Source organism: Escherichia sp. MOD1-EC5495, assembly GCF_002965965.1.
Classification (GTDB): Bacteria; Pseudomonadota; Gammaproteobacteria; order Enterobacterales; family Enterobacteriaceae; genus Escherichia; species Escherichia ruysiae.
Genome location: NZ_PTRI01000002.1, coordinates 21,620 through 44,476, shown reverse-complemented (window position 1 = coordinate 44,476; position 22,857 = coordinate 21,620). Strand labels below are relative to the sequence as shown.

Annotated in this window: 20 protein-coding genes and 1 pseudogene; 13 read left to right on the top strand and 8 right to left on the bottom strand. The window is 50.7% G+C overall.

Annotated elements, in window-relative coordinates; all coding sequences use genetic code 11:
- The first annotated feature begins 125 nt into the window (after window positions 1-125).
- The 3 genes and pseudogenes from yeaV (at window position 126) to yeaX (ending at window position 3,913) form a co-directional block, all read left to right on the top strand.
- Window positions 126-1,736 (top strand): annotated as a pseudogene (yeaV, locus tag BEG40_RS01805) (BCCT family transporter YeaV).
- A gap of 31 nt (window positions 1,737-1,767) precedes the next feature.
- On the top strand, window positions 1,768-2,892 hold the full coding sequence (yeaW, locus tag BEG40_RS01800) for a carnitine monooxygenase, oxygenase subunit YeaW (protein ID WP_105284785.1): 1,125 nt from the start codon (window positions 1,768-1,770) through the stop codon (window positions 2,890-2,892).
- A gap of 55 nt (window positions 2,893-2,947) precedes the next feature.
- A complete protein-coding gene (yeaX, locus tag BEG40_RS01795; RefSeq protein ID WP_001286992.1) occupies window positions 2,948-3,913 on the top strand; it encodes a carnitine monooxygenase reductase subunit YeaX in 966 nt (321 codons plus the stop codon).
- 54 nt (window positions 3,914-3,967) lie between these two features.
- On the opposite strand, the gene rnd is transcribed toward yeaX, so the two are convergent.
- The 5 genes from rnd to yoaA form a co-directional block, all read right to left on the bottom strand.
- Window positions 3,968-5,083 (bottom strand): ribonuclease D, encoded by a 1,116-nt coding sequence (gene rnd, locus BEG40_RS01790; RefSeq protein ID WP_123058448.1) that lies wholly within the window; start codon window positions 5,081-5,083, stop codon window positions 3,968-3,970.
- Between the two features lie 81 nt (window positions 5,084-5,164).
- Window positions 5,165-6,850: a long-chain-fatty-acid--CoA ligase FadD gene (fadD, locus tag BEG40_RS01785; RefSeq protein ID WP_105284783.1), complete on the bottom strand. Its 1,686-nt coding sequence runs from the start codon at window positions 6,848-6,850 to the stop codon at window positions 5,165-5,167.
- Window positions 6,851-7,054: 204 nt separating this feature from the next.
- A complete protein-coding gene (yeaY, locus tag BEG40_RS01780; RefSeq protein ID WP_000290577.1) occupies window positions 7,055-7,636 on the bottom strand; it encodes a Slp family lipoprotein YeaY in 582 nt (193 codons plus the stop codon).
- Between the two features lie 39 nt (window positions 7,637-7,675).
- Window positions 7,676-8,371 (bottom strand): tRNA (adenosine(37)-N6)-threonylcarbamoyltransferase complex dimerization subunit type 1 TsaB, encoded by a 696-nt coding sequence (tsaB, locus tag BEG40_RS01775; RefSeq protein WP_001220970.1) that lies wholly within the window; start codon window positions 8,369-8,371, stop codon window positions 7,676-7,678.
- Between the two features lie 57 nt (window positions 8,372-8,428).
- A complete protein-coding gene (yoaA, locus tag BEG40_RS01770) occupies window positions 8,429-10,339 on the bottom strand; it encodes a DNA repair helicase YoaA (protein ID WP_000128823.1) in 1,911 nt (636 codons plus the stop codon).
- Window positions 10,340-10,470: 131 nt separating this feature from the next.
- On the opposite strand from yoaA, the gene BEG40_RS01765 reads away from it, so the two are divergent.
- Complete coding sequence (locus BEG40_RS01765) at window positions 10,471-10,815, top strand: RidA family protein (protein ID WP_024191110.1); 345 nt, start codon at window positions 10,471-10,473, stop codon at window positions 10,813-10,815.
- A gap of 441 nt (window positions 10,816-11,256) precedes the next feature.
- Window positions 11,257-11,556 (top strand): DUF1889 family protein, encoded by a 300-nt coding sequence (locus BEG40_RS01760; RefSeq protein WP_105284782.1) that lies wholly within the window; start codon window positions 11,257-11,259, stop codon window positions 11,554-11,556.
- Window positions 11,557-11,741: 185 nt separating this feature from the next.
- Here the strand turns inward: BEG40_RS01760 and BEG40_RS01750 are convergent, their stop codons facing one another.
- The gene (locus tag BEG40_RS01750) at window positions 11,742-11,921 is read right to left on the bottom strand and encodes a YoaH family protein (protein WP_000457334.1); all 180 of its coding nucleotides are present in this window, start codon (window positions 11,919-11,921) and stop codon (window positions 11,742-11,744) included.
- A gap of 73 nt (window positions 11,922-11,994) precedes the next feature.
- On the opposite strand from BEG40_RS01750, the gene pabB reads away from it, so the two are divergent.
- The 4 genes from pabB (at window position 11,995) to pdeD (ending at window position 17,214) form a co-directional block, all read left to right on the top strand.
- Window positions 11,995-13,356, top strand: a complete 1,362-nt coding sequence (pabB, locus tag BEG40_RS01745; RefSeq protein WP_105284781.1) for an aminodeoxychorismate synthase component 1 — start codon at window positions 11,995-11,997, stop codon at window positions 13,354-13,356.
- 3 nt (window positions 13,357-13,359) lie between these two features.
- Window positions 13,360-13,938: a CoA pyrophosphatase gene (locus tag BEG40_RS01740; protein ID WP_105284780.1), complete on the top strand. Its 579-nt coding sequence runs from the start codon at window positions 13,360-13,362 to the stop codon at window positions 13,936-13,938.
- A 183-nt stretch (window positions 13,939-14,121) separates the two neighbouring features.
- Window positions 14,122-15,486, top strand: a complete 1,365-nt coding sequence (gene sdaA, locus BEG40_RS01735; RefSeq protein ID WP_000624293.1) for an L-serine ammonia-lyase — start codon at window positions 14,122-14,124, stop codon at window positions 15,484-15,486.
- 129 nt (window positions 15,487-15,615) lie between these two features.
- Window positions 15,616-17,214, top strand: coding sequence for a cyclic di-3',5'-guanosine monophosphate phosphodiesterase PdeD (gene pdeD / locus BEG40_RS01730; RefSeq protein WP_016231673.1), 1,599 nt, complete (start codon window positions 15,616-15,618; stop codon window positions 17,212-17,214).
- 3 nt (window positions 17,215-17,217) lie between these two features.
- Here the strand turns inward: pdeD and yoaE are convergent, their stop codons facing one another.
- Together yoaE and BEG40_RS22010 are read right to left on the bottom strand one after the other, a co-directional pair.
- Window positions 17,218-18,774, bottom strand: a complete 1,557-nt coding sequence (gene yoaE / locus BEG40_RS01725; RefSeq protein WP_000394977.1) for a CNNM family cation transport protein YoaE — start codon at window positions 18,772-18,774, stop codon at window positions 17,218-17,220.
- Window positions 18,762-18,920, bottom strand: coding sequence for a protein YoaL (locus BEG40_RS22010; protein ID WP_272941839.1), 159 nt, complete (start codon window positions 18,918-18,920; stop codon window positions 18,762-18,764). The genes yoaE and BEG40_RS22010 overlap by 13 nt, the downstream gene beginning before the upstream one ends.
- A 316-nt stretch (window positions 18,921-19,236) precedes the next feature.
- Between BEG40_RS22010 and manX the strand changes: the two genes are divergently transcribed.
- The 4 genes from manX (at window position 19,237) to BEG40_RS01695 (ending at window position 22,448) form a co-directional block, all read left to right on the top strand.
- Window positions 19,237-20,208: a PTS mannose transporter subunit IIAB gene (manX, locus tag BEG40_RS01710; RefSeq protein ID WP_000150535.1), complete on the top strand. Its 972-nt coding sequence runs from the start codon at window positions 19,237-19,239 to the stop codon at window positions 20,206-20,208.
- Window positions 20,209-20,270: 62 nt separating this feature from the next.
- A complete protein-coding gene (gene manY, locus BEG40_RS01705; RefSeq protein ID WP_000406930.1) occupies window positions 20,271-21,071 on the top strand; it encodes a PTS mannose transporter subunit IIC in 801 nt (266 codons plus the stop codon).
- 12 nt (window positions 21,072-21,083) lie between these two features.
- Window positions 21,084-21,935 carry a PTS mannose transporter subunit IID gene (gene manZ / locus BEG40_RS01700; RefSeq protein WP_001516270.1) on the top strand — a complete coding sequence of 284 codons (852 nt, stop codon included), beginning with the start codon at window positions 21,084-21,086 and terminating at the stop codon, window positions 21,933-21,935.
- A gap of 54 nt (window positions 21,936-21,989) precedes the next feature.
- Window positions 21,990-22,448, top strand: a complete 459-nt coding sequence (locus BEG40_RS01695; protein WP_000156264.1) for a DUF986 family protein — start codon at window positions 21,990-21,992, stop codon at window positions 22,446-22,448.
- The last annotated feature ends 409 nt before the right edge of the window (window positions 22,449-22,857 follow it).

Here is a 22,857-nt window from a genome sequence, read left to right as displayed (position 1 = left end):
TAATTGTTTAATTTATGTAACATGCAAATAATCAATTTGTTAAACACAACAAAAAGTTCATTACCCTGCAAATAATTACAACTGGCAAAAGCCAGCGACGGGCTTTTATGCCCAGGAGATGACTCATGATGAGCAATGTTAAGAAAAAAGATTTGCCACTGATTAGCATCAGCCTGGTGGCCATTCTTTTCATCGCAGCCACATTAAGCCTTTTTCCGCAACAGTCGGCCGACGCGGCCAACGCAATATACAGTTTAGTTACCCGCACGCTGGGTTCCGCCGTACAGGTATTAGTTTTGCTGGCAATGGGGCTGGTAATTTATTTAGCCACCAGCAAATATGGCAATATTCGTCTTGGCGAAGGTAAGCCGGAATACAGTACGCTCTCCTGGCTGTTTATGTTTATTTGTGCCGGATTAGGTTCCTCCACGCTTTATTGGGGCGTAGCGGAGTGGGCCTATTATTATCAAACGCCTGGTTTAAATATCGTGCCGCGTTCACAGCAGGCACTGGAATTTAGCGTTCCCTACTCCTTTTTCCACTGGGGCATCAGCGCCTGGGCAACTTATACGCTGGCCTCATTAATCATGGCTTACCACTTTCATGTGCGGAAAAATAAAGGTCTGAGTCTTTCCGGCATTATTGCTGCCATTACCGGTGTTCGCCCGCAAGGCCCATGGGGAAAACTGGTCGATTTGATGTTTCTGATCGCCACTGTCGGCGCGCTGACCATTTCTCTGGTGGTGACGGCGGCAACCTTTACCCGTGGGCTTTCCGCGCTGACCGGTTTGCCGGATAACTTCACCGTGCAGGCATTTGTGATCCTGCTTTCCGGCGGCATTTTTTGCCTTAGTTCGTGGATAGGTATCAACAACGGTTTACAACGTCTGAGCAAAATGGTCGGCTGGGGCGCGTTCCTGCTGCCATTGCTGGTTTTGATTGTCGGTCCAACCGAATTTATTACTAACAGCATCATCAATGCCATCGGCCTGACCACACAAAACTTCTTACAGATGAGCTTATTCACCGATCCGCTTGGCGATGGCTCATTTACCCGCAACTGAACCGTTTTCTACTGGCTCTGGTGGATCTCTTACACCCCCGGCGTGGCAATGTTCGTCACCCGCGTATCACGTGGTCGTAAGATCAAAGAAGTTATCTGGGGGCTGATCCTCGGTAGCACCGTCGGCTGCTGGTTCTTCTTCGGCGTGATGGAAAGTTTTGCTATTCATCAGTTTATCAAAGGGATAATCAACGTTCCGCAGGTGCTGGAAACGTTGGGCGGTGAAACAGCCGTTCAACAAGTTCTGATGTCGTTGCCAGCCGGTAAATTGTTCCTCGCCGCTTATCTGGGCGTGATGATTATTTTCCTCGCCTCGCATATGGATGCTGTGGCCTACACCATGGCAGCGACCAGCACGCGGAATCTTCAGGAAGGTGATGATCCAGACCGTGGCCTGCGTCTGTTCTGGTGCGTGGTAATCACCCTGATCCCGCTTTCAATTCTGTTCACCGGCGCATCGCTGGAAACCATGAAAACTACCGTCGTGCTCACTGCCCTTCCCTTCCTCGCCATTTTACTGGTGAAAGTGGGCGGATTTATTCGCTGGCTGAAACAGGATTACGCCGATATTCCGGCTCATCAAATTGAACATTATCTCCCGCAGACACCGGTTGAAGCCCCGGAAAAAACGCCAGTGCTCCCTGCGGGAACCGTATTCAAAGGCGACAACTGAGCGCCATCATCCTAACGATAAAGGTATCCCTATGAGCAATCTGAGCCCTGACTTTGTACTACCCGGAAATTTTTGCGCTAACCCGCAAGAGGCGTGGACCATTCCTGCCCGTTTTTATACCAATCAGAACGCCTTTGAACACGAAAAAGAGAACGTCTTTGCCAAAAGCTGGATTTGCGTCGCTCACAGTAGCGAACTGGCGAAAGCCAATGATTACGTAACGCGTGAGATCATTGGCGAAAGCATCGTGCTGGTACGCGGTCGTGATAAGGTTTTGCGCGCGTTCTATAACGTTTGCCCGCACCGTGGTCATCAGTTATTGAGCGGTGAAGGGAAAGCGAAAAATGTGATTACCTGCCCGTATCACGCCTGGGCATTCAAACTCGATGGCAACCTGGCCCATGCGCGTAACTGTGAAAACGTCGCCAATTTCGATAGCGACAAAGCGCAACTGGTTCCGGTGCGTCTGGAAGAATATGCCGGATTCGTCTTCATTAACATGGATCCCAACGCCACCAGCGTAGAAGATCAGCTACCAGGCCTGGCGGCAAAAGTGCTGGAAGCCTGCCCGGAAGTCCACGACCTGAAACTGGCGGCTCGTTTTACTACCCGCACACCTGCTAACTGGAAGAACATTGTCGATAACTATCTCGAATGCTATCACTGTGGTCCGGCGCATCCAGGTTTCTCAGACTCTGTTCAGGTTGATCGTTACTGGCACACCATGCACGGCAACTGGACGCTGCAATACGGTTTCGCCAAACCGTCCGAGCAGTCTTTTAAATTTGAAGAAGGTACAGACGCTGCGTTCCACGGTTTCTGGCTGTGGCCGTGCACTATGCTGAACGTGACGCCAATCAAAGGGATGATGACAGTCATTTATGAATTCCCGGTGGATTCTGAAACTACCCTACAAAACTACGATATCTACTTCACCAATGAAGAGCTAACCGACGAGCAAAAATCGCTGATTGAGTGGTATCGCGATGTGTTCCGCCCGGAAGATTTACGGCTGGTTGAAAGCGTGCAGAAAGGGCTGAAATCGCGTGGCTATCGTGGTCAGGGGCGCATCATGGCCGACAGTAGCGGTAGCGGAATTTCCGAACACGGTATCGCCCATTTCCATAATCTGCTGGCGCAGGTGTTTAAGGACTAATGACATCGGCGGCGGTATTTTCCGCCGCCGGGCTGATTTTTGATGGAGTACAGCAATGTCAGACTATCAAATGTTTGAAGTACAGGTGAGCCAGGTTGAACCGCTTACCGAACAGGTGAAATGCTTCACGCTGGTGACAACCGATGGCAAACCGCTACCTGCGTTCACCGGCGGAAGTCACATCATTGTGCAGATGAGCGATGGTGATAACCAGTACAGCAATGCTTATTCACTACTAAGTTCACCGCTCGACACCTCTTGTTATCAGATTGCCGTTCGGCTGGAAGAAAACTCGCGCGGCGGTTCGCGCTTTTTGCATCAGCAGGTAAAAGCGGGCGATCGATTGACCATCTCGACACCCAATAACCTGTTTGCTCTGGTTCCCTCGGCTCGAAAGCATCTGTTTATCGCGGGCGGCATTGGTATCACCCCTTTCCTGTCGCATCTGGCAGAGTTGCAACACACGGACGTCGACTGGCAGTTACATTATTGTTCGCGGAGTCCAGAAAGTTGCGCGTTTCGTGATGAATTAAACCAACATCCGCAGACTGATAAGATTCATTTTCATCACTCATCGATCGGAACGCGACTCGAATTAGTGCGATTATTGGCGGATGTCGCCCCAGGCACACACATTTATACCTGTGGCCCCGAGGCTCTGAATGACGCGGTGAGAAGTGAAGCAGCGCGTCTGGGTATCGCCTCCGACACGCTACACTTTGAACAATTTGCTATTGAAGACAAAACCGGCGATGCCTTTACGCTGGTACTCGCCCGTTCCGGGAAAGAGTTTGTAGTACCAGAAGAGATGACCATTTTGCAGGTCATTGAAAATAACAAAGCGGCAAAAGTGGAATGTTTATGTCGTGAAGGGGTATGCGGAACCTGTGAAACAGCAATTCTGGAAGGTGAAGCCGATCATCGGGACCAGTATTTTAGCGATGAAGAGCGCGCCAGCCAGCAGAGTATGTTGATCTGTTGTTCGCGCGCGAAGGGTAAACGACTGGTGTTGGATTTGTAGTTTATCCGAAGCCGGATGCGGCGCTGGTTGCGCCTTGTCCGGCTTACGAACGTTTTACTGCGGATATTCCTGCAATAAATTATGTAATGCTTCCGCCATCAACTCACCACGCCAGCCGGAAATCAGCTCAGGCAAATTGTTCTGCGGTTTTAATTTCCAGTGCCAGTTCAGCAGTTGGTTGATTTGCCGACGCGATGCCAGCAATTCGACGCTGATCTTGTGCGTTTCGCTCACGTCAGTAATCAGCGACTTAATCGCTTTAAACGCTTTGCGATAACCGGGCATATCCATCAGGTTAAGCATTGGCTGCGGTAAGGCCTCTTCCGGCAATGCCTGCGCTTTCTCTACCAGCGCCAGCAGCGTTTTACCGTGGAAGCGAATTTCACTACCGGATAAGCCCAGACTGTCCAGTTCGCCCAGACTCCCTGGCATATAACGCGCTACCGACCACAAATGTTCTTCACGCACGACAAAGTTCACCGCCAGATCGCGCTCCCGCGCCTTGCGCAGTCGCCAGTCGGCTAACAGTTGCAAACAGGCCAACTGACGTGTACGTAGCTGCCAGGCATTGGTGATATCACGCCAAGCATCTTCCGGCGCAACGACCTCCTGACGACGCATTTGCATCAGGCGACATTCATCCAGCGCCGCAGGTAGCCAGCCAGAGGCTTCGGTTTCAACCATCAGTTTTGCGGTGATCGGTAACAGATACCAGACATCCGCCGCCGCGTATTCGCACTGACGTTCGGTTAGCGGTCTGGCGAGCCAGTCGGTGCGCGATTCACTCTTGTCCAGCGTAACGCCGGAATACTCTTCTACCATGGAGGCAAACCCCCATGACATCGGGCGTCCGCAGAATGCGGCGAGGATTTGCGTGTCAATCAGGGGTTGTGGTAATTCACCAAAGACATTGAGGAACACTTCCAGATCTTCACTGCCCGCATGGAGAAATTTGGTGATGGAAGGATCGCGCAGGATCGCTTTCAGCGGTGACCAGTCGGTGATCCCGAGTGGATCGATTAGCGCCAGATGCTCGCCATCAAAAAGTTGAATCAACCCCAGTTGCGGATAATAGGTGCGCGTACGTACAAATTCAGTATCCAGGGCTATCGCCGGAAAGGCACGGACGGCTTCACACAAAGAAGCCAGCGCATCGTCCGTGGTAATCATTTGGTAATTCAAATTGTATTCTCTTTAGTGGGCGTCAAAAAAAACGCCGGATTAACCGGCGTCTGACGACTGACTTAACGCTCAGGCTTTATTGTCCACTTTGCCGCGCGCTTCGTCACGTAATTCTCGTCGCAAAATTTTTCCGACGTTAGATTTCGGTAACTCATCACGAAACTCCACCAGCTTCGGTACTTTGTAGCCTGTGAGCTGACGGCGGCAAAAGGTCACCAGTGACTCTTCAGTGAGCGACGCATCTTTTTTCACCACAAAGATTTTCACCGCTTCACCACTGGAGCCAGAAGGTACGCCAACAGCCGCCACTTCCTGTACGCCTGGGTGCTGCATGACCACATCTTCAATCTCGTTGGGATAGACGTTAAAGCCGGAAACCAGAATCATGTCTTTTTTACGATCGACAATGCGCAGGAATCCTTCTTCATCCATCACTGCGATATCGCCAGTGTGTAACCAACCATTTTTGATGATTTCATCGGTGGCATCCGGGCGCAGCCAGTAGCCCAGCATCACCTGTGGACCTCTGACACAAAGTTCGCCTGGTTGCCCCGGTGGTACTTCGTTATCATCATCATCCACCAGTTTGGCTTCCGTCGATGGCACCGGTAATCCAATGCTACCGCTGTGATAATCAATATCATACGGGTTAACGCTCACCAGTGGCGCACACTCGGTTAAGCCATAACCTTCCAGCAGATATTGTCCGGTCAGTTTCACCCAACGTTCTGCTACCACTTGCTGAACGGGCATCCCGCCACCTGCGGACAAATGCAAACTGGAGAAATCCAGTTGCTGGAACTCTTTATTGTTCAGCAACGCGTTGAACAAGGTGTTAACGCCGGTGATAGCGGTAAACGGATATTTCGCTAACTCTTTCACCAGCCCCGGAATATCGCGTGGGTTGGTTATTAATAAGTTCTGCCCGCCCAGCTCAATAAACAGCAGGCAGTTAATGGTTAGTGCAAAGATGTGATACAGCGGCAGCGCCGTCACCACCAGCTCTTTACCCGGATGCAGTAGCGGCCCATAGGTCGCGTTAACCTGTTCCAGATTCGCCAGCATATTGCGGTGAGTCAGCATCGCGCCTTTCGCCACACCAGTGGTGCCGCCGGTGTATTGCAGGAAGGCTAAATCTTCCGGCACCAGTTCAGGTTTGACGTACTGCATCCGGTAGCCGTTATGCAGGGCGCTACGAAATGAAATAGCATCTGGCAGATGGTATTTCGGCACCAGACGTTTGATGTATTTAACAACGAAGTTAACTACCGTGCCTTTTGCCGTGGAAAGCTGATCGCCCATACGGGTCAGAATAACGTGCTGGACGGCGGTTTTATCGACCACTTTTTCCAGGGTATGGGCAAAGTTAGACACGATGACAATCGCCGATGCGCCGCTGTCGTTGAGCTGATGCTCAAGTTCGCGTGGGGTATACAACGGGTTAACGTTTACGACGATCATCCCGGCACGCAAAATACCAAACAGCGCCACCGGATATTGCAATAAGTTAGGCATCATCAACGCAACGCGATCGCCTTTCTTCAGCCCCAACCCTTGTTGCAAATAAGCGGCAAACGCGCGACTGCGCTCTTCCAGCTTGCGGAAGGTCATCACCTCCCCCATATTCACAAACGCTGGCTGATCGGCGTAGCGCGCGACCGACTGCTCAAACATATCCACCAGAGATTGATAACGGTCAGGGTTGATCTCCGTCGGAACATCGGCGGGATAACGGTTAAGCCAAACCTTCTTCAATTCTTCACCTCTAAAATGCGTGTTCGTCGTCATCGCAACCCCAAGTGACATACATGTTGTTAACATAATATTAACTCATCATACCAGCTTGATAATTCCCCAACGAAAAGGTTGCGAAGCGCGTCACTATTTATTTTTATATTTACCGTAAGAATGCAGAAACAGCGGACCAGCCGCTGTTTCTTTTTCTTTAAAAACAAGCAATTATTCAGTTACAACTGTTTGTACTCTCGCGGGGCCAGGATTATACCAGCCCCATCCGCCGTAACCATAGGGCCAGCCTCGACCGCCATAAAACCACGGTTCAATCGGCTGAGGCGGCATAATCACCTGCTGGGTTAAATGCCAACGTTTATAACCCGTTACCTGCATCACCATAAATTTATAGGGCGTGTTGCCGATTTTGCCGTCAACCGCACCGGTGATTGGCCCAACTACCGTGACCAGTTGTCCACGGAAATCGACCGGATCAAGAAAACCATTCACATCTGCATAAATGCGCCCGCGAGAAGGCTCTCCCAGCGTCGGCCTGGCTCCGCTATCGAGCGGTACGGTGGCAATTTCCAGACGGGTTTTCCCCTGCTGGTTTTGTACCGCAACCACTTTGCCACCAAAGCGCGCTTCCTGACCAACGTACAGTTGCGGCGCGCTCATCACCCGAACTAAATCTTGTTGCGGCGTGGGACTGCTGCCTTTAATGGCGTCCGGCACAGTGACACAACCGCTCAGCATTAGCGCAAACGTACCTGCCAGTATGCCTTTGATAACATTCTTTTGAACCGCCATGATGCGACTCCTTTTTTTCTCAGGGCATACTCTTAAGATTCATTCTTTGCCCGGAAGTTTCTTCCACGCGACGTTGTTACGTAAATAAACCGGCTCGGCATGTTCCACCGCCACCGTTTTACCCTCGGCAAACATCAGACAGGCAATCGGCAGCATATCTTCTGCGGCGGGCAGTAACACTTCACCATCGCGCAGAACCAGCCCGCTCTCTTTGCCAAGATCCGGCCAGGCTTGCCAGCCCGTCCCCACCGTCACCCAGTCACCGGAAAGCTGCTGCATCCGCTCATGAACGAGTTCTGGTTTGAGTACGGCTTCGGTTTCTTCACCGTGCCAGATACCGTTTTCATCACGCTGATATTCAGCCCAGTAAACTTCGCCCATCCGCGCGTCAATGGCTGCCAGCACGCGGGTTGCGCCGTTTTTGCGCCACGCCCCTTGCGCCATCGTCATTAGCGTGGAGACGCCAATCATCGGCAGCTCCGCGCCAAGCGCCAGCCCTTGCGCAATGCCAATACCAATACGCACGCCGGTAAAGCTACCGGGGCCACGTCCGTAAGCCAGAGCATTAATGTCAGTCAGGGAGGTTCCGCTGGTGGTCAGGATATCCTGCACCATCGGTAAGATTCGTTGAGTATGTTCACGAGGGCAAAGCTCAAAATGAGCGTTGACAGTACCGTCGTTCCACAGGGCGACAGAGCAGGCCTCTGTCGCGGTATCGATAGCCAGAATTCGCATGGGTCTTCGTGCTTAGATCAATAAAAAGGCGCGCATCATACCATACTCAATAACAAATTACCTGGAGGATGGTATCGCAAGGAAGCGAACCGCACGGGCAATGTCACGGGTACGCGGCGCGGGCGGCAGGCTGGCGAGGAACGTCGCACCGTAAGGGCGCATCACCAGTCGATTGTCACAAATCACCAGCACGCCGCGATCGTCGGCGTCGCGAATCAGTCGCCCTACGCCCTGCTTGAGAGTAATGACCGCATCCGGCAGTTGCACTTCATCGAACGGGTCGCCACCGCGCAAACGACAATCTTCCATGCGCGCTTTTAACAGCGGGTCATCCGGCGAGGTAAACGGCAACTTGTCGATAATCACCAGCGACAGCGTATCGCCGCGCACGTCCACCCCTTCCCAGAAACTGCTGGTCGCCACAAGAAGCGCGTTACCGGCACTGACAAACTGCTGCAACAGTTGTCCTTTGCTGGTTTCGCCCTGTAACAACACAGGAAGCGTCATGGTGGCGCGGAATTGCTCAGCCAGATCGCGCATCATGGCGTGCGAGGTACAAAGCATAAAACAACGACCATTGTTGGCTTCGATGATCGGTCGCAGCATTGCCGCCAGTTGCCGTGCGGAACCCGGTTGATTGGTTTGCGGCAGGTTACGCGGCACACAGAGTAACGCCTGGCGGCTGTAATCAAACGGGCTGGGTAACAGCAACGACTCGGCCTGTTCTATCCCAAGCCGAGAGGTGAAATGATGCAGATCGTCATTCACCGACAATGTTGCCGAGGTAAAGATCCAGCTACCGGGCTTTTGCTCCATTAATTCTTTGAATTTATCCGCCACGCTTAAAGGCGTAAGCGCCAATGTAAAATGGCGCGAAGTACATTCGTACCAGTAACTGTAGCCCGGCTGGTTGATCTCTTTTAGCCGTTTCAGCCGTGTACGATATAACGTGGCGCGCTCAAATGCCGCATCCAGCAACGCGGAACGCCCCAGCGACAATTTCGCCACGTCGTAACAGAGTTCAAGGGTGTCATCGAGCAGTAAAAACGCTCGCTGAATTTGCGGATTAGCTAACAGTTCGCGCAGATTGCCGCGATAACCCGGCTCACCGAGTTGCAGACGAAAATCCTGCGCGCTCTGGGCAAGGCGGTCGGCGCACTTTTGCAACTGTTGAGTGTCTTTTAATTCGGTGCGATAGGCGATGGTGATGTCTTTTGCCAGATCGAGCAGTTGTCGACTGGAGAGTGACTGACCAAAGTACTGGCTGGCAATGTCCGGCAACTGGTGGGCTTCGTCGAAGATCATGACGTCTGCTTCCGGGATCAGTTCGCCAAAACCACTCTCTTTCACCACCATATCCGCCAGAAACAGATGATGGTTCACCACCACCACATCGGCATCCATCGCTTTTTTGCGTGCTTTGACCACAAAGCAATCTTTATACATCGGGCAGTCGCTGCCGAGGCAGTTATCGTTGGTGCTGGTGACCAACGGCCATGCCTGCGAATCTTCCGCGACACTGACACAGGTGCTGATATCACCATCGACGGTTTGATTGGACCAGGAGCGTAGCAGAATTACATCGCTTAAAATTTGTACCGGCAGATCGCCACCCGCCAGCGCCTGCTGTTCGAGACGTTCGAGGCAGAGATAGTTTGAGCGCCCTTTCAGCAATGCCATGTTGCCCGTGTATTTCAACGCCTTTGCCACCGTTGGCAAATCGCGGCTGTAGAGCTGATCCTGCAATGCTTTAGAGCCGGTCGAGATAATGACTTTCTTTTTCGCCCGCAGCGCAGGGGCCAGGTAAGCGTAGGTTTTGCCCGTACCGGTTCCCGCTTCCACCACCAGCGGCTGGCTTTTTTCTATCGCCCCAGCGACGGCTACCGCCATCTGTCGCTGTGGTTCACGCGGCTTAAAGCCAGGTATCGCTTTCGCCAGTTGACCGTCTGGTGCAAAATCGTCCGTCACACTACCCCCTGTTGATTTGAACAGGGATTATGTCAGGCCAGGTTGCTTTTCGCCAGCTGAAGTGGTGACGGCGACCTTACATTGTGGCAGTCTTTGCAGCACAAAAATGGAATGATGATGAGGACAAAATGATGACTATCGTTCGTATTGACGCCGAAGCCCGCTGGTCTGATGTGGTGATCCACAACAACACGCTCTACTACACCGGTGTACCGGAAAACCTCGATGCCGATGCGTTTGAGCAGACCGCGAATACGCTGGCGCAAATTGACGCAGTGCTGGCAAAACAGGGCAGCAATAAGTCGAGTATTCTGGATGCCACGATTTTCCTGGCCGATAAAAACGACTTCGCTGCAATGAATAAAGCCTGGGACGCCTGGGTTGTCGCGGGCCATGCACCTGTGCGCTGCACGGTACAAGCGGGATTGATGAACCCGAAGTATAAAGTTGAAATTAAAATTATTGCGGCGGTCTAATTCCGGAAGATAATTATATCAAGGCAAAAATCACACGATAATTTATCGGAAAACTGGTCGATTATGAACAAATCGGCCAGTGCTTAAGATCTTACTTTAGATGGGTAGCACCCCGGCTGATAATTTATTTTTATGATTCCTATTGTATTTATACAAAAATGATATTAATCGCAAAAACCAAACCATTACGTTAATCACTCGATTAACTTACGCTGCTTTTCTTTCTTGTCCTTCCTTGCCTGAACAATCTGGCTGGGGCACTACGATTCGCTGTTAATTTTCGGCACATCACTAGATAACCCGCCATGACCGGCTACCTTTAAAATACCTGAATGTCAACAGGTTAACTAATGAGATATCGTTATAATCCTTTTGATATTAGGCGCAATTTAATGTCATATATAGCCTTATCGATCACGTGGTTAATTTAAGGACAAGAATATGCCTGCTGTAATAGATAAAGCCCTGGATTTTATTGGTGCCATGGATATATCTACACCAACCCCCAGCTCTATGAATGAAAGTACGGCGAAGGGAATATTTAAATATTTGAAAGAACTGGGAGTACCCGCGAGTGCCGCCGATATTACTGCGCGAGCCAAACAGGAAGGCTGGAATCCGGGATTCACGGAAAAAATGGTGGGATGGGCAAAAAAAATGGAGTCTGGTGAACGCGTGGTGATTAAAAATCCAGAATACTTCTCGTCTTATATGCAGGAAGAGCTCAAAGCACTGGTATAAGTTAAATCTCTACCAACAAAAATGAGCCAGGACGCTTTTTTATCACAGAAAAGCGTCCTTTTTTCTAACCATCAAAAACACTGCTTAATTCATTCAACCAGTACAGCCCCACAATTTTCTGGTTCAAACGCTACGGGCCAAATGGTTCGCTTGTCATAATGCGCCCTGTTGAAACCAACATTGTATTACTCATCTTCATCCTCAAAACGCGCCACGATCCGCTCGCCGGAATGGTTGGCGCGTAACTCTTCGGCTACCAGTGCGATTGCCTGACCGCTGCTCATCCCCTGTGCCATCAGTTCCTGAATACGCTCAACGGCTTTTTGCTGCTGTTCATGGGTGAGTGAAGGTAAACCTGCAAACATTGTTAACTCCTGCTAAATTGTTGGCGCTAATTATTTCATGCTACCCGGCACATAGCCAGTAGAGTCAGGACTGATGAAGACGTTATCTCCCGCTGTGATTACTTTACCCTGGCGTCAGGACGCCGCTGAATTTTATTTTGCCCGCTTAAACCACCTGCCGTGGGCGATGCTTTTGCACTCTGGCTATGCCGATCATCCGTATAGCCGCTTTGATATTGTGGTGGCAGACCCGATTTGCACCTTAACAACTTACGGCAGTGAAACTGTTGTGTGTAAAGGAGAAACCCGCACAACAACCACTGACGATCCGTTAACAGTACTCCAGCAGGCGCTGGAGCGTGCAAACATTCACCCGTCGCATAACGATGATTTGCCATTTCAGGGTGGCGCGCTGGGTTTATTTGGTTACGATCTGGGTCGCCGTTTTGAGTCACTGCCAGAAGTGGCACAGAGAGATATCGACCTGCCTGATATGGCGGTAGGTATCTACGACTGGACACTGATTGTCGACCACCAGCGCCAGACTGTTTCTTTGCTGAGTCATGATGATGTCAATGCCCGTCTGGCCTGGCTGGAAAACCAGCAAATCACACCGCAGGGTGATTTTGCGCTAACCTCTGCCTGGCAATCTAATATGAACCGCGAACAGTATGGCGAAAAATTTCGTCAGGTGCAGGAGTATCTGCACAGTGGCGACTGTTACCAGGTGAATCTCGCCCAGCGTTTTCAGGCTACCTATTGCGGTGATGAATGGCAGGCATTCGTTCAGCTTAATCAGGCCAATCACGCGCCGTTTAGTGCCTTCCTGCGCCTGGAACAAGGCACAATTTTAAGCCTCTCGCCAGAGCGTTTTATTCTTTGTGATGACGGTGAGATCCAGACCCGTCCGATTAAAGGCACACTGCCGCGTCTGCCCGATCCTCAGGAAGATAGCAAACAGGCAGAAAAACTGGCGAACTCGCCAAAAGATCGCGCTGAAAACCTGATGATTGTTGATTTAATGCGTAATGATATTGGTCGCGTTGCTGTGCCAGGTTCAGTCAAAGTGCCGGAACTGTTTGTGGTGGAACCTTTTCCCGCTGTGCACCACCTGGTGAGCACCATTACGGCTCAACTACCTGAACAACTTCATGCCAGCGATCTGCTGCGCGCGGCTTTTCCCGGAGGCTCAATCACCGGTGCACCGAAAGTACGGGCAATGGAAATTATCGATGAACTGGAACCGCAGCGACGCAACGCCTGGTGCGGAAGCATTGGCTATTTGAGCTTCTGTGGCAATATGGATACCAGCATCACCATCCGCACGCTGACTGCCATTAACGGTCAAATTTACTGTTCTGCGGGCGGCGGTATTGTCGCCGATAGTCAGGAAGAAGCGGAATATCAGGAAACTTTTGATAAAGTTAATAGGATATTACGCCAACTGGAGAAGTAAGACGTGGACTACCGTAGCCTGACGCTTGATGATTTTTTATCGCGCTTTCAACTTTTGCGCCCGCAAATAAACCGGGAAACCTTAAATCGTCGTCAGGCTGCCGTGTTAATCCCCATCGTTCGCCGATCGCAGCCGGGGTTATTGCTCACACAGCGTTCGATTCATCTGCGCAAACACGCCGGACAGGTGGCGTTTCCTGGTGGTGCTGTAGATGATACTGATGCGTCAGTTATCGCCGCCGCGCTGCGCGAAGCTGAAGAAGAGGTCGCTATTCCCCCTTCCGCCGTAGAAGTTATCGGTGTGCTGCCGCCTGTCGATAGCGTAACGGGTTACCAGGTAACGCCAGTGGTCGGCATTATCCCGCCTGATTTACCTTATCGCGCCAGTGAAGATGAAGTTTCCGCAGTGTTTGAAATGCCGCTCGCCCAGGCATTACATCTGGGTCGTTATCACCCTTTAGATATCTACCGCCGTGGTGATTCACATCGGGTATGGCTTTCCTGGTACGAACAGTATTTTGTATGGGGAATGACCGCAGGCATAATTCGTGAGCTGGCGCTGCAAATTGGTGTGAAATCCTGACTATACTTATCTTTACATCTACAAAACACTACTTGAGACAATCATCGCAATATTAGTTAAATCGCGGTTTTTGATTAGTTTAATTCATGTGAATAGTTAAGCCTGTCGCCGCGTTCCCTCTTACACTATGCGTTGTTATTAGTTCGTTACTGGAAGTCCAGTCACCTTGTCAGGAGTATTATCGTGATTAGTCTATTCGACATGTTTAAGGTGGGGATTGGCCCCTCATCTTCCCATACCGTAGGGCCTATGAAGGCAGGTAAACAGTTCGTCGATGATCTGGTCGAAAAAGGCTTACTGGATAGCGTTACCCGCGTTGCCGTGGACGTTTATGGTTCACTGTCGCTGACGGGTAAAGGCCACCATACCGATATCGCCATTATTATGGGTCTTGCAGGTAACGAACCTGCCACCGTGGATATCGACAGTATTCCCGGTTTTATTCGCGACGTAGAAGAGCGCGAACGCCTGCTGCTGGCGCAGGGACGGCATGAAGTGGATTTTCCGCGTGACAACGGAATGCGTTTTCATAACGGCAACCTGCCGTTGCATGAAAACGGTATGCAAATCCACGCTTATAACGGCGATGAAGTCGTCTACAGCAAAACTTATTATTCCATCGGCGGCGGCTTTATCGTCGATGAAGAACATTTTGGTCAGGATGCCGCAAACGACGTGAGCGTGCCGTATCCGTTCAAATCCGCCACCGAGCTGCTGGCGTACTGCAATGAAACCGGCTATTCCCTTTCCGGCTTGGCAATGCAAAACGAACTGGCGCTGCACAGCAAAAAAGAGATCGATGAATATTTTGCTCATGTCTGGCAAACCATGCAGGCATGTATTGATCGCGGGATGAATACCGAAGGCGTATTGCCTGGCCCGCTGCGTGTTCCGCGCCGTGCGTCTGCCCTGCGCCGGATGCTGGTTTCCAGCGATAAACTGTCTAACGATCCGATGAATGTCATCGACTGGGTAAATATGTTTGCGCTGGCGGTAAACGAAGAAAACGCTGCGGGTGGTCGCGTGGTAACTGCACCAACCAACGGCGCGTGTGGCATCGTTCCGGCAGTGCTGGCTTACTATGACCACTTTATTGAATCGGTCAGCCCGGACATCTATACCCGCTATTTTATGGCGGCCGGGGCAATTGGCGCTTTGTATAAAATGAACGCCTCTATTTCCGGTGCTGAAGTAGGTTGTCAGGGCGAAGTGGGTGTTGCCTGTTCAATGGCTGCTGCGGGTCTTGCAGAACTGTTGGGCGGTAGCCCGGAACAGGTTTGCGTGGCGGCGGAAATTGGCATGGAACACAACCTTGGTCTGACTTGTGACCCGGTTGCGGGTCAGGTTCAGGTGCCGTGCATTGAACGTAACGCCATTGCCTCTGTGAAAGCGATCAATGCCGCACGCATGGCCTTACGCCGCACCAGTGCACCGCGCGTCTCGCTGGATAAGGTCATCGAGACAATGTACGAAACGGGTAAAGACATGAACGCCAAATACCGTGAAACCTCTCGCGGCGGTCTGGCAATTAAAGTCCAGTGTGACTAATACTTTTCTTTCGCCCATCTGCAACGGATGGGCGAATTTCTCCCGCTTTCTCGTCTGCTGTAAATTTCCCCACTACACTTCCACTGTTGCGTCAGGCGTTTGTTGCCATGCGCTTACAGGGCGGCCCGCATGCAAAAAGCACAACGGATCATTAAAACCTATCGCCGTAATCGAATGATTGTTTGTACAATTTGCGCACTCTTTACGCTTGTGGCGACACTAAGCGTGCGGTTTATTTCACAGCGTAACTTAAATCAACAGCGGGTGATCCTCTTCGCCAATCACGCTGTTGAAGAGCTGGATAAAGTCTTACAACCCCTTCAGGAAGGACGCGAGCTTTTACTTCCGTTGATTGGCCTCCCGTGCTCAGTTACTCATTTGCCTCTACGCAAGCAGGCCGCCAAACTGCAAACCGTGCGTTCTATTGGCCTGGTTCAAAACGGTACGCTCTATTGCTCCAGTATCTTTGGCTATCGAAATGTCCCTGTTCATGATATCCAGGCCGATTTGCCTGCCCCACAGGCTCTTCTGCGTCTTACCACCGATCGCGTATTGATTAAAGGTAGCCCAGTGCTGATCCAGTGGTATCCCTCGCCATCACATAGCGGTGATGGCGTTCTGGAGATGATCAACATTGAGCTATTGACGACGATGTTGCTGGAACCGCAGTTGCCGCAAATCAGAAACGCCAGCCTGACGGTGGCCGATCGCCATTTACTCTATGATGACGGCCTGGTTGATTCTTTACCTCCGCTTAATGGCAATGAGCGTTACCAGGTTTCATCGCAGAATTTTCCTTTTACCATTAGCGTCAGCGGACCTGGTGCGACGGAACTGGCGTTGCACCATCTTCCCAGCCAGCTCCCGCTGGCGGTACTGTTGAGTTTACTGGTGGGTTATGTTGCATGGCTGGCAACCGCACACAGAATGAGTTTTTCGCGCGAAATTAATCTTGGCCTCGCGCAACATGAGTTCGAGCTATTCTGTCAACCTTTACTAAACGCACGTAGTCAGCAATGTATTGGCGTAGAGATATTGCTGCGCTGGAATAATCCTCGTCAGGGTTGGATCTCGCCGGATGTGTTTATCCCTATTGCGGAAGAACATCACCTGATAGCGCCGCTTACCCGTTATGTGATGATGGAAACCATCCGTCAAATCCACGTTTTTCCAATGAGCAGCCAGTTTCACATTGGGATCAACGTCGCTCCCAGCCATTTTCGCCGTGGCGTGCTGTTGAAAGATCTTAATCAGTACTGGTTCAGTGCTCACCCGATTCAGCAACTTATCCTTGAAATAACCGAGCGCGATGCCCTACTGGATGTTGATTATCGGATTGCCCGCGAACTGCATCGTAAAAACGTCAAACTGGCGATTGATGATTTCGGCACCGGCAACAGTTCGTTTTCCTGGCTGGAAACGTTACGCCCTGACGTCCTGAAAATTGATAAGTCATTCACCGCTGCAATTGGTTCAGACGCGGTTAACTCGACGGTAACCGATATCATCATTGCGTTGGGGCAAAGGCTGAATATTGAACTGGTGGCGGAGGGCGTAGAAACGCAAGAACAGGCAAAATATTTACGCCGTCATGGGGTGCATATTTTACAAGGGTATTTGTACGCGCAACCAATGCCGCTGCGTGATTTCCCAAAATGGCTGGCGGGCAGCCAACCGCCGCCCGCCCGGCATAATGGACATATCACGCCCGTTATGCGATTTCGTTAATGATTATTCGTCTTCGTCGTGCGCCAGTTGCTCTTTAACAATGCGAACCAGATCAACACGATAATCGTTAGCTTCAACAATGGTGATATGCAACGGCCCTACGTTAATCACATCGCCAGCACGCGGGATGTGACCATTTGCAGAAATCACCAGGCCTGCGACCGTCGCGATATCATCGTCATCGGCAAGGTGCTCAACATCAAGCGCCTGCTGTAAGGCGTGGAGGTCTGTACCACCTTTTACCAGCCAACCGTCGCCGTCGGTAATAATTTCCGGCGTTTCATCAGCGTCCGGGAACTCACCGGCAATGGCTTCCAGCACATCCAGAGGCGTAACCAGACCTTGCACCACACCAAACTCGTTGGTAACGATAACAAAACTACCGCGAGCACGACGCAGCACGCCCAACAGGTTGATCGGATCGAGGGTTTCCGGAACGATAATCGCCGGAGACGCCGAAGCAATCGCCGCTACATCAACGCCCTCTTCCAGTGCCACCAGCAATTCTTTCGCACGCACGATGCCGATGATTTCATCCAGTTCACCGCGACATACCGGGAACAGGCTATGTGGCGAAGAAAGCAACTGCTCACGGATTTCATCGACACTAAGGTTAGCGTCAACCCAGCTGATTTCGCCGCGCGGCGTCATAATTCCGCGCAGAGAGCGCGACGCCAGAGTCAGTACACCGTTAATCATGTATCGCTCTTCTTCGGCAAACGCACCTTCCGGCACGGGGATCGGCATCGGGTTATCCGCATCATGCTGAACATTCGCCTGACGTTTACCGCCCATCAAACGCAGGATGGCATCGGCAGTACGTGCACGCAGCGGTAAAGTCGACTGGTGACGAATAAAGTTACGGCGCGCAATTTGATTAAATACTTCGATAATGATCGAGAAGCCAATCGCGGCATACAGGTAACCTTTCGGAATGTGGAAACCAAAACCTTCTGCTACCAGACTCAGACCAATCATTAACAGGAAGCTCAGGCAGAGCACCACTACCGTTGGATGCTGGTTAACGAATCGCGTCAGCGGCTTCGACGCCAGCAACATGACCGCCATTGCAATCACCACCGCCGCCATCATCACCGGCAGATGGTTGACCATCCCTACTGCAGTAATCACCGCATCCAGCGAAAAGACGGCATCGAGGATGACAATCTGTGTTACGACCACCCAGAAACTGGCATAGCCTTTGCCATGACCAGAATCATGATCGCGGTTTTCCAGCCGTTCATGCAGCTCCGTTGTCGCTTTAAACAGCAAGAATATCCCCCCGAACAACATAATCAGATCGCGGCCGGAGAAGGAAAAATCCATCACGGTAAATAGCGGTTTGGTCAGGGTGACCATCCATGAAATCAGCGATAACAGTCCCAGACGCATGATCAGCGCCAGCGACAGCCCCAACAAACGTGCTTTATCACGTTGTTTTGGCGGCAGTTTATCGGCAAGAATGGCGATAAAAACCAGGTTATCGATACCCAACACGATTTCAAGAACGACAAGCGTGAGTAGCCCCGCCCAAATCGAGGGGTCCATTAAGAATTCCATGACAAGCTCCTGCTTAAGGAATAGCTATTCGGCGCCAGAAATAATGCAGGCGTAACGACAAAATGCAAACAAAAGGTGCGGCAAAAAATGCCAGAAAGGCAGGCGCTGAAAGGCCTGATGCTGAAATGACGTCGGTGACGATCCATACTGCGGGCTGCTGCCCCATACTCCTTGATTGTTAAACGGGAGTTAAACATATCAGAGAGAACTCTGATTTGGCAAAGATTTATCTTCCTTTGCAAACGAATGTAACGAGGATATTTTACCTTTCGGAATTTTGCTAATCCAAAGTTAAATTACGGATCTTCATCACATAAAATATTTTTTTCGCTATCTAAAATAAATCGCGAAACGCAGGGGTTTTTGGTTGTAACCCTTATCTGAATCGATTCGATTGTGGATGACGATTCAAAAAATACATCTGGCACGTTGAGGTGTTAACAATAATAAAGGAGGTAGCAAGTGACCATTGCTATTGTTATAGGCACACATGGTTGGGCTGCAGAGCAGTTGCTTAAAACGGCAGAGATGCTGTTAGGCGAGCAGGAAAACGTCGGCTGGATCGATTTCGTTCCAGGTGAAAATGCCGAGACGCTGATCGAAAAGTACAACGCTCAGTTGGCAAAACTCGACACCACTAAAGGCGTGCTGTTTCTCGTTGATACATGGGGCGGCAGCCCGTTCAATGCTGCCAGCCGTATTGTCGTCGACAAAGAGCATTATGAAGTGATCGCAGGCGTTAACATTCCAATGCTGGTGGAGACGTTAATGGCCCGTGATGATGACCCAGGCTTTGATGAACTGGTGGCGCTGGCTGTAGAAACAGGCCGTGAAGGCGTGAAAGCACTGAAAGCCAAACCGGTTGAAAAATCCGCACCAGCGCCCGCTGCCGCAGCACCAAAAGCGGCTCCCGCTCCTGCAAAACCAATGGGACCAAATGACTACATGGTTATTGGCCTTGCGCGTATCGACGATCGTCTGATTCACGGTCAGGTCGCTACCCGCTGGACTAAAGAAACCAATGTCTCCCGTATTATCGTTGTTAGTGATGAAGTGGCTGCGGATACCGTTCGTAAGACACTGCTCACCCAGGTTGCACCTCCGGGCGTAACAGCACACGTGGTTGATGTTGCCAAGATGATCCGCGTCTACAACAACCCGAAATATGCTGGCGAACGTGTAATGCTGTTATTCACCAATCCGACAGATGTTGAGCGCCTCGTGGAAGGCGGCGTGAAAATTACCTCTGTTAACGTTGGCGGTATGGCATTCCGTCAGGGTAAAACCCAGGTGAATAACGCGGTTTCGGTTGATGAAAAAGATATCGAAGCGTTCAAAAAACTGAATGCCCGTGGTATCGAGCTGGAAGTCCGTAAGGTTTCCACCGATCCGAAACTGAAAATGATGGATCTGATCAGCAAAATCGATAAGTAACGTATTGTGTTGATTATCACTCAGTTTTCACACTTAAGTCTTACGTAAACAGGAGAAGTACAATGGAGATTACCACTCTTCAAATTGTGCTGGTATTTATCGTAGCCTGTATCGCAGGTATGGGATCAATCCTCGATGAATTTCAGTTTCACCGTCCGCTAATCGCCTGTACCCTGGTGGGTATTGTTCTTGGCGATATGAAAACCGGTATTATTATCGGTGGTACTCTGGAAATGATCGCGCTTGGCTGGATGAATATCGGTGCCGCAGTTGCGCCTGATGCAGCTCTGGCTTCCATCATTTCTACCATTCTGGTTATCGCCGGTCATCAGAGCATCGGTGCTGGTATCGCGCTGGCAATCCCGCTGGCCGCTGCGGGCCAGGTGCTGACCATCATCGTTCGTACCATCACCGTTGCTTTCCAGCACGCTGCGGATAAGGCGGCTGATAATGGCAATCTGACGGCAATTTCCTGGATCCACGTTTCTTCTCTGTTCCTGCAAGCGATGCGTGTGGCTATCCCAGCCGTGATTGTTGCGCTGTCTGTAGGCACCAGTGAAGTTCAGAACATGCTGAACGCCATTCCGGAAGTGGTGACTAATGGTCTGAATATCGCCGGTGGCATGATCGTGGTTGTTGGTTATGCAATGGTTATCAACATGATGCGTGCAGGCTACCTGATGCCGTTCTTCTACCTCGGCTTCGTAACCGCCGCATTCACCAACTTTAACCTGGTTGCTCTGGGTGTGATTGGTACTGTTATGGCAGTGCTCTACATCCAACTTAGCCCGAAATATAACCGCGTAGCCGGTGCGCCTGTTCAGGCTGCTGGTAACAACGATCTCGATAACGAACTGGACTAACAGGTGAGCGAAATGGTTGATACAACTAAAACTACCACCGAGAAAAAACTCACTCCGAGTGATATTCGTGGCGTCTTCCTGCGTTCTAACCTTTTCCAGGGTTCATGGAACTTCGAACGTATGCAGGCACTGGGTTTCTGCTTCTCTATGGTTCCGGCGATTCGTCGCCTCTACCCTGAGAACAACGATGCCCGTAAACAGGCGATTAAACGTCACCTCGAATTTTTTAACACCCAACCGTTTGTGGCGGCGCCAATCCTCGGCGTAACCCTGGCGCTGGAAGAACAGCGTGCTAACGGCGCAGAGATCGACGACGGTGCTATCAACGGTATCAAAGTAGGTCTGATGGGGCCGCTGGCAGGCGTGGGCGACCCAATATTCTGGGGTACGGTACGTCCGGTATTCGCGGCGCTGGGTGCCGGGATCGCGATGAGCGGCAGCCTGTTAGGTCCGCTGCTGTTCTTTATCCTGTTTAACCTGGTACGTCTGGCAACCCGTTACTACGGCGTAGCGTATGGTTACTCCAAAGGTATCGATATCGTTAAAGATATGGGTGGCGGCTTCCTGCAAAAACTGACGGAAGGGGCGTCTATTCTCGGCCTGTTTGTCATGGGGGCATTGGTTAACAAGTGGACACATGTCAACATCCCGCTGGTTGTCTCTCGCATCACCGACCAGACGGGTAAAGAGCACGTTACCACTGTTCAGACCATTCTTGACCAGTTAATGCCAGGCCTGGTGCCGCTGTTGCTGACCTTCGCCTGTATGTGGCTGCTGCGCAAAAAAGTTAACCCTCTGTGGATCATCGTTGGCTTCTTCGTCATCGGTATCGCTGGTTACGCTTGCGGCCTGCTGGGACTGTAATACTGTTGTACACTACCGGGGCCTATTGGCCCCGTTTTTTTATCTGGAGGATTAATGACAATCACGGATCTGGTACTGATTCTGTTCATCGCCGCACTACTTGCCTTTGCGATATACGATCAGTTCATCATGCCCCGACGCAACGGCCCCACCCTGCTGGCAATTCCTTTGCTCCGGCGCGGTCGCATAGATAGCGTTATCTTCGTCGGGCTGATTGTCATTCTTATCTATAACAATGTGACCAACCATGGCGCACAAATAACCACTTGGTTATTAAGTACACTGGCGCTAATGGGCTTTTATATTTTCTGGATCCGGGTTCCGAAAATCATTTTTAAACAGCAAGGTTTTTTCTTCGCCAATGTCTGGATTGAATATCGCCGAATTAAAGCGATGAACTTATCGGAAGATGGCGTACTGGTTATGCAATTAGAACAGCGCCGTTTGTTAATCCGCGTTCGAAATATCGACGATCTGGAAAAGATTTATAAACTTCTCGTGTCTACTCAATAAGTTATAGATTTAGCTGAAGCTATGTTTAGTGTATTCTTAATAACCAGACATAGCTTCGGCTATATTATCCATTCCCTTATTTGTTATTTATTTTAACGTTTTATTGATATATAAATCTAAATGAAAATCGTTATCAATAATGCAATGAAATAATATATTCCAACAGTTGTTTTATATTCTCAAAATATGTTAAGGTTGCGCCCTCATTTGGGGAGTAGCCGATTTCCAGACTCCGGAAATGTACGTGTCAACATACTCGTTGCAAAACGTGGCACGTACGGACTGAACACCTTCAGTCAGGCGAGACCATATGCACATCAATCGCTATGCCTGCATGGGCGCTTCTTGTCGTTCATGTGTGCATGTTTGCTGGGGGCGGTGATGTGTTTTATGGATACCCCGGTCAGGA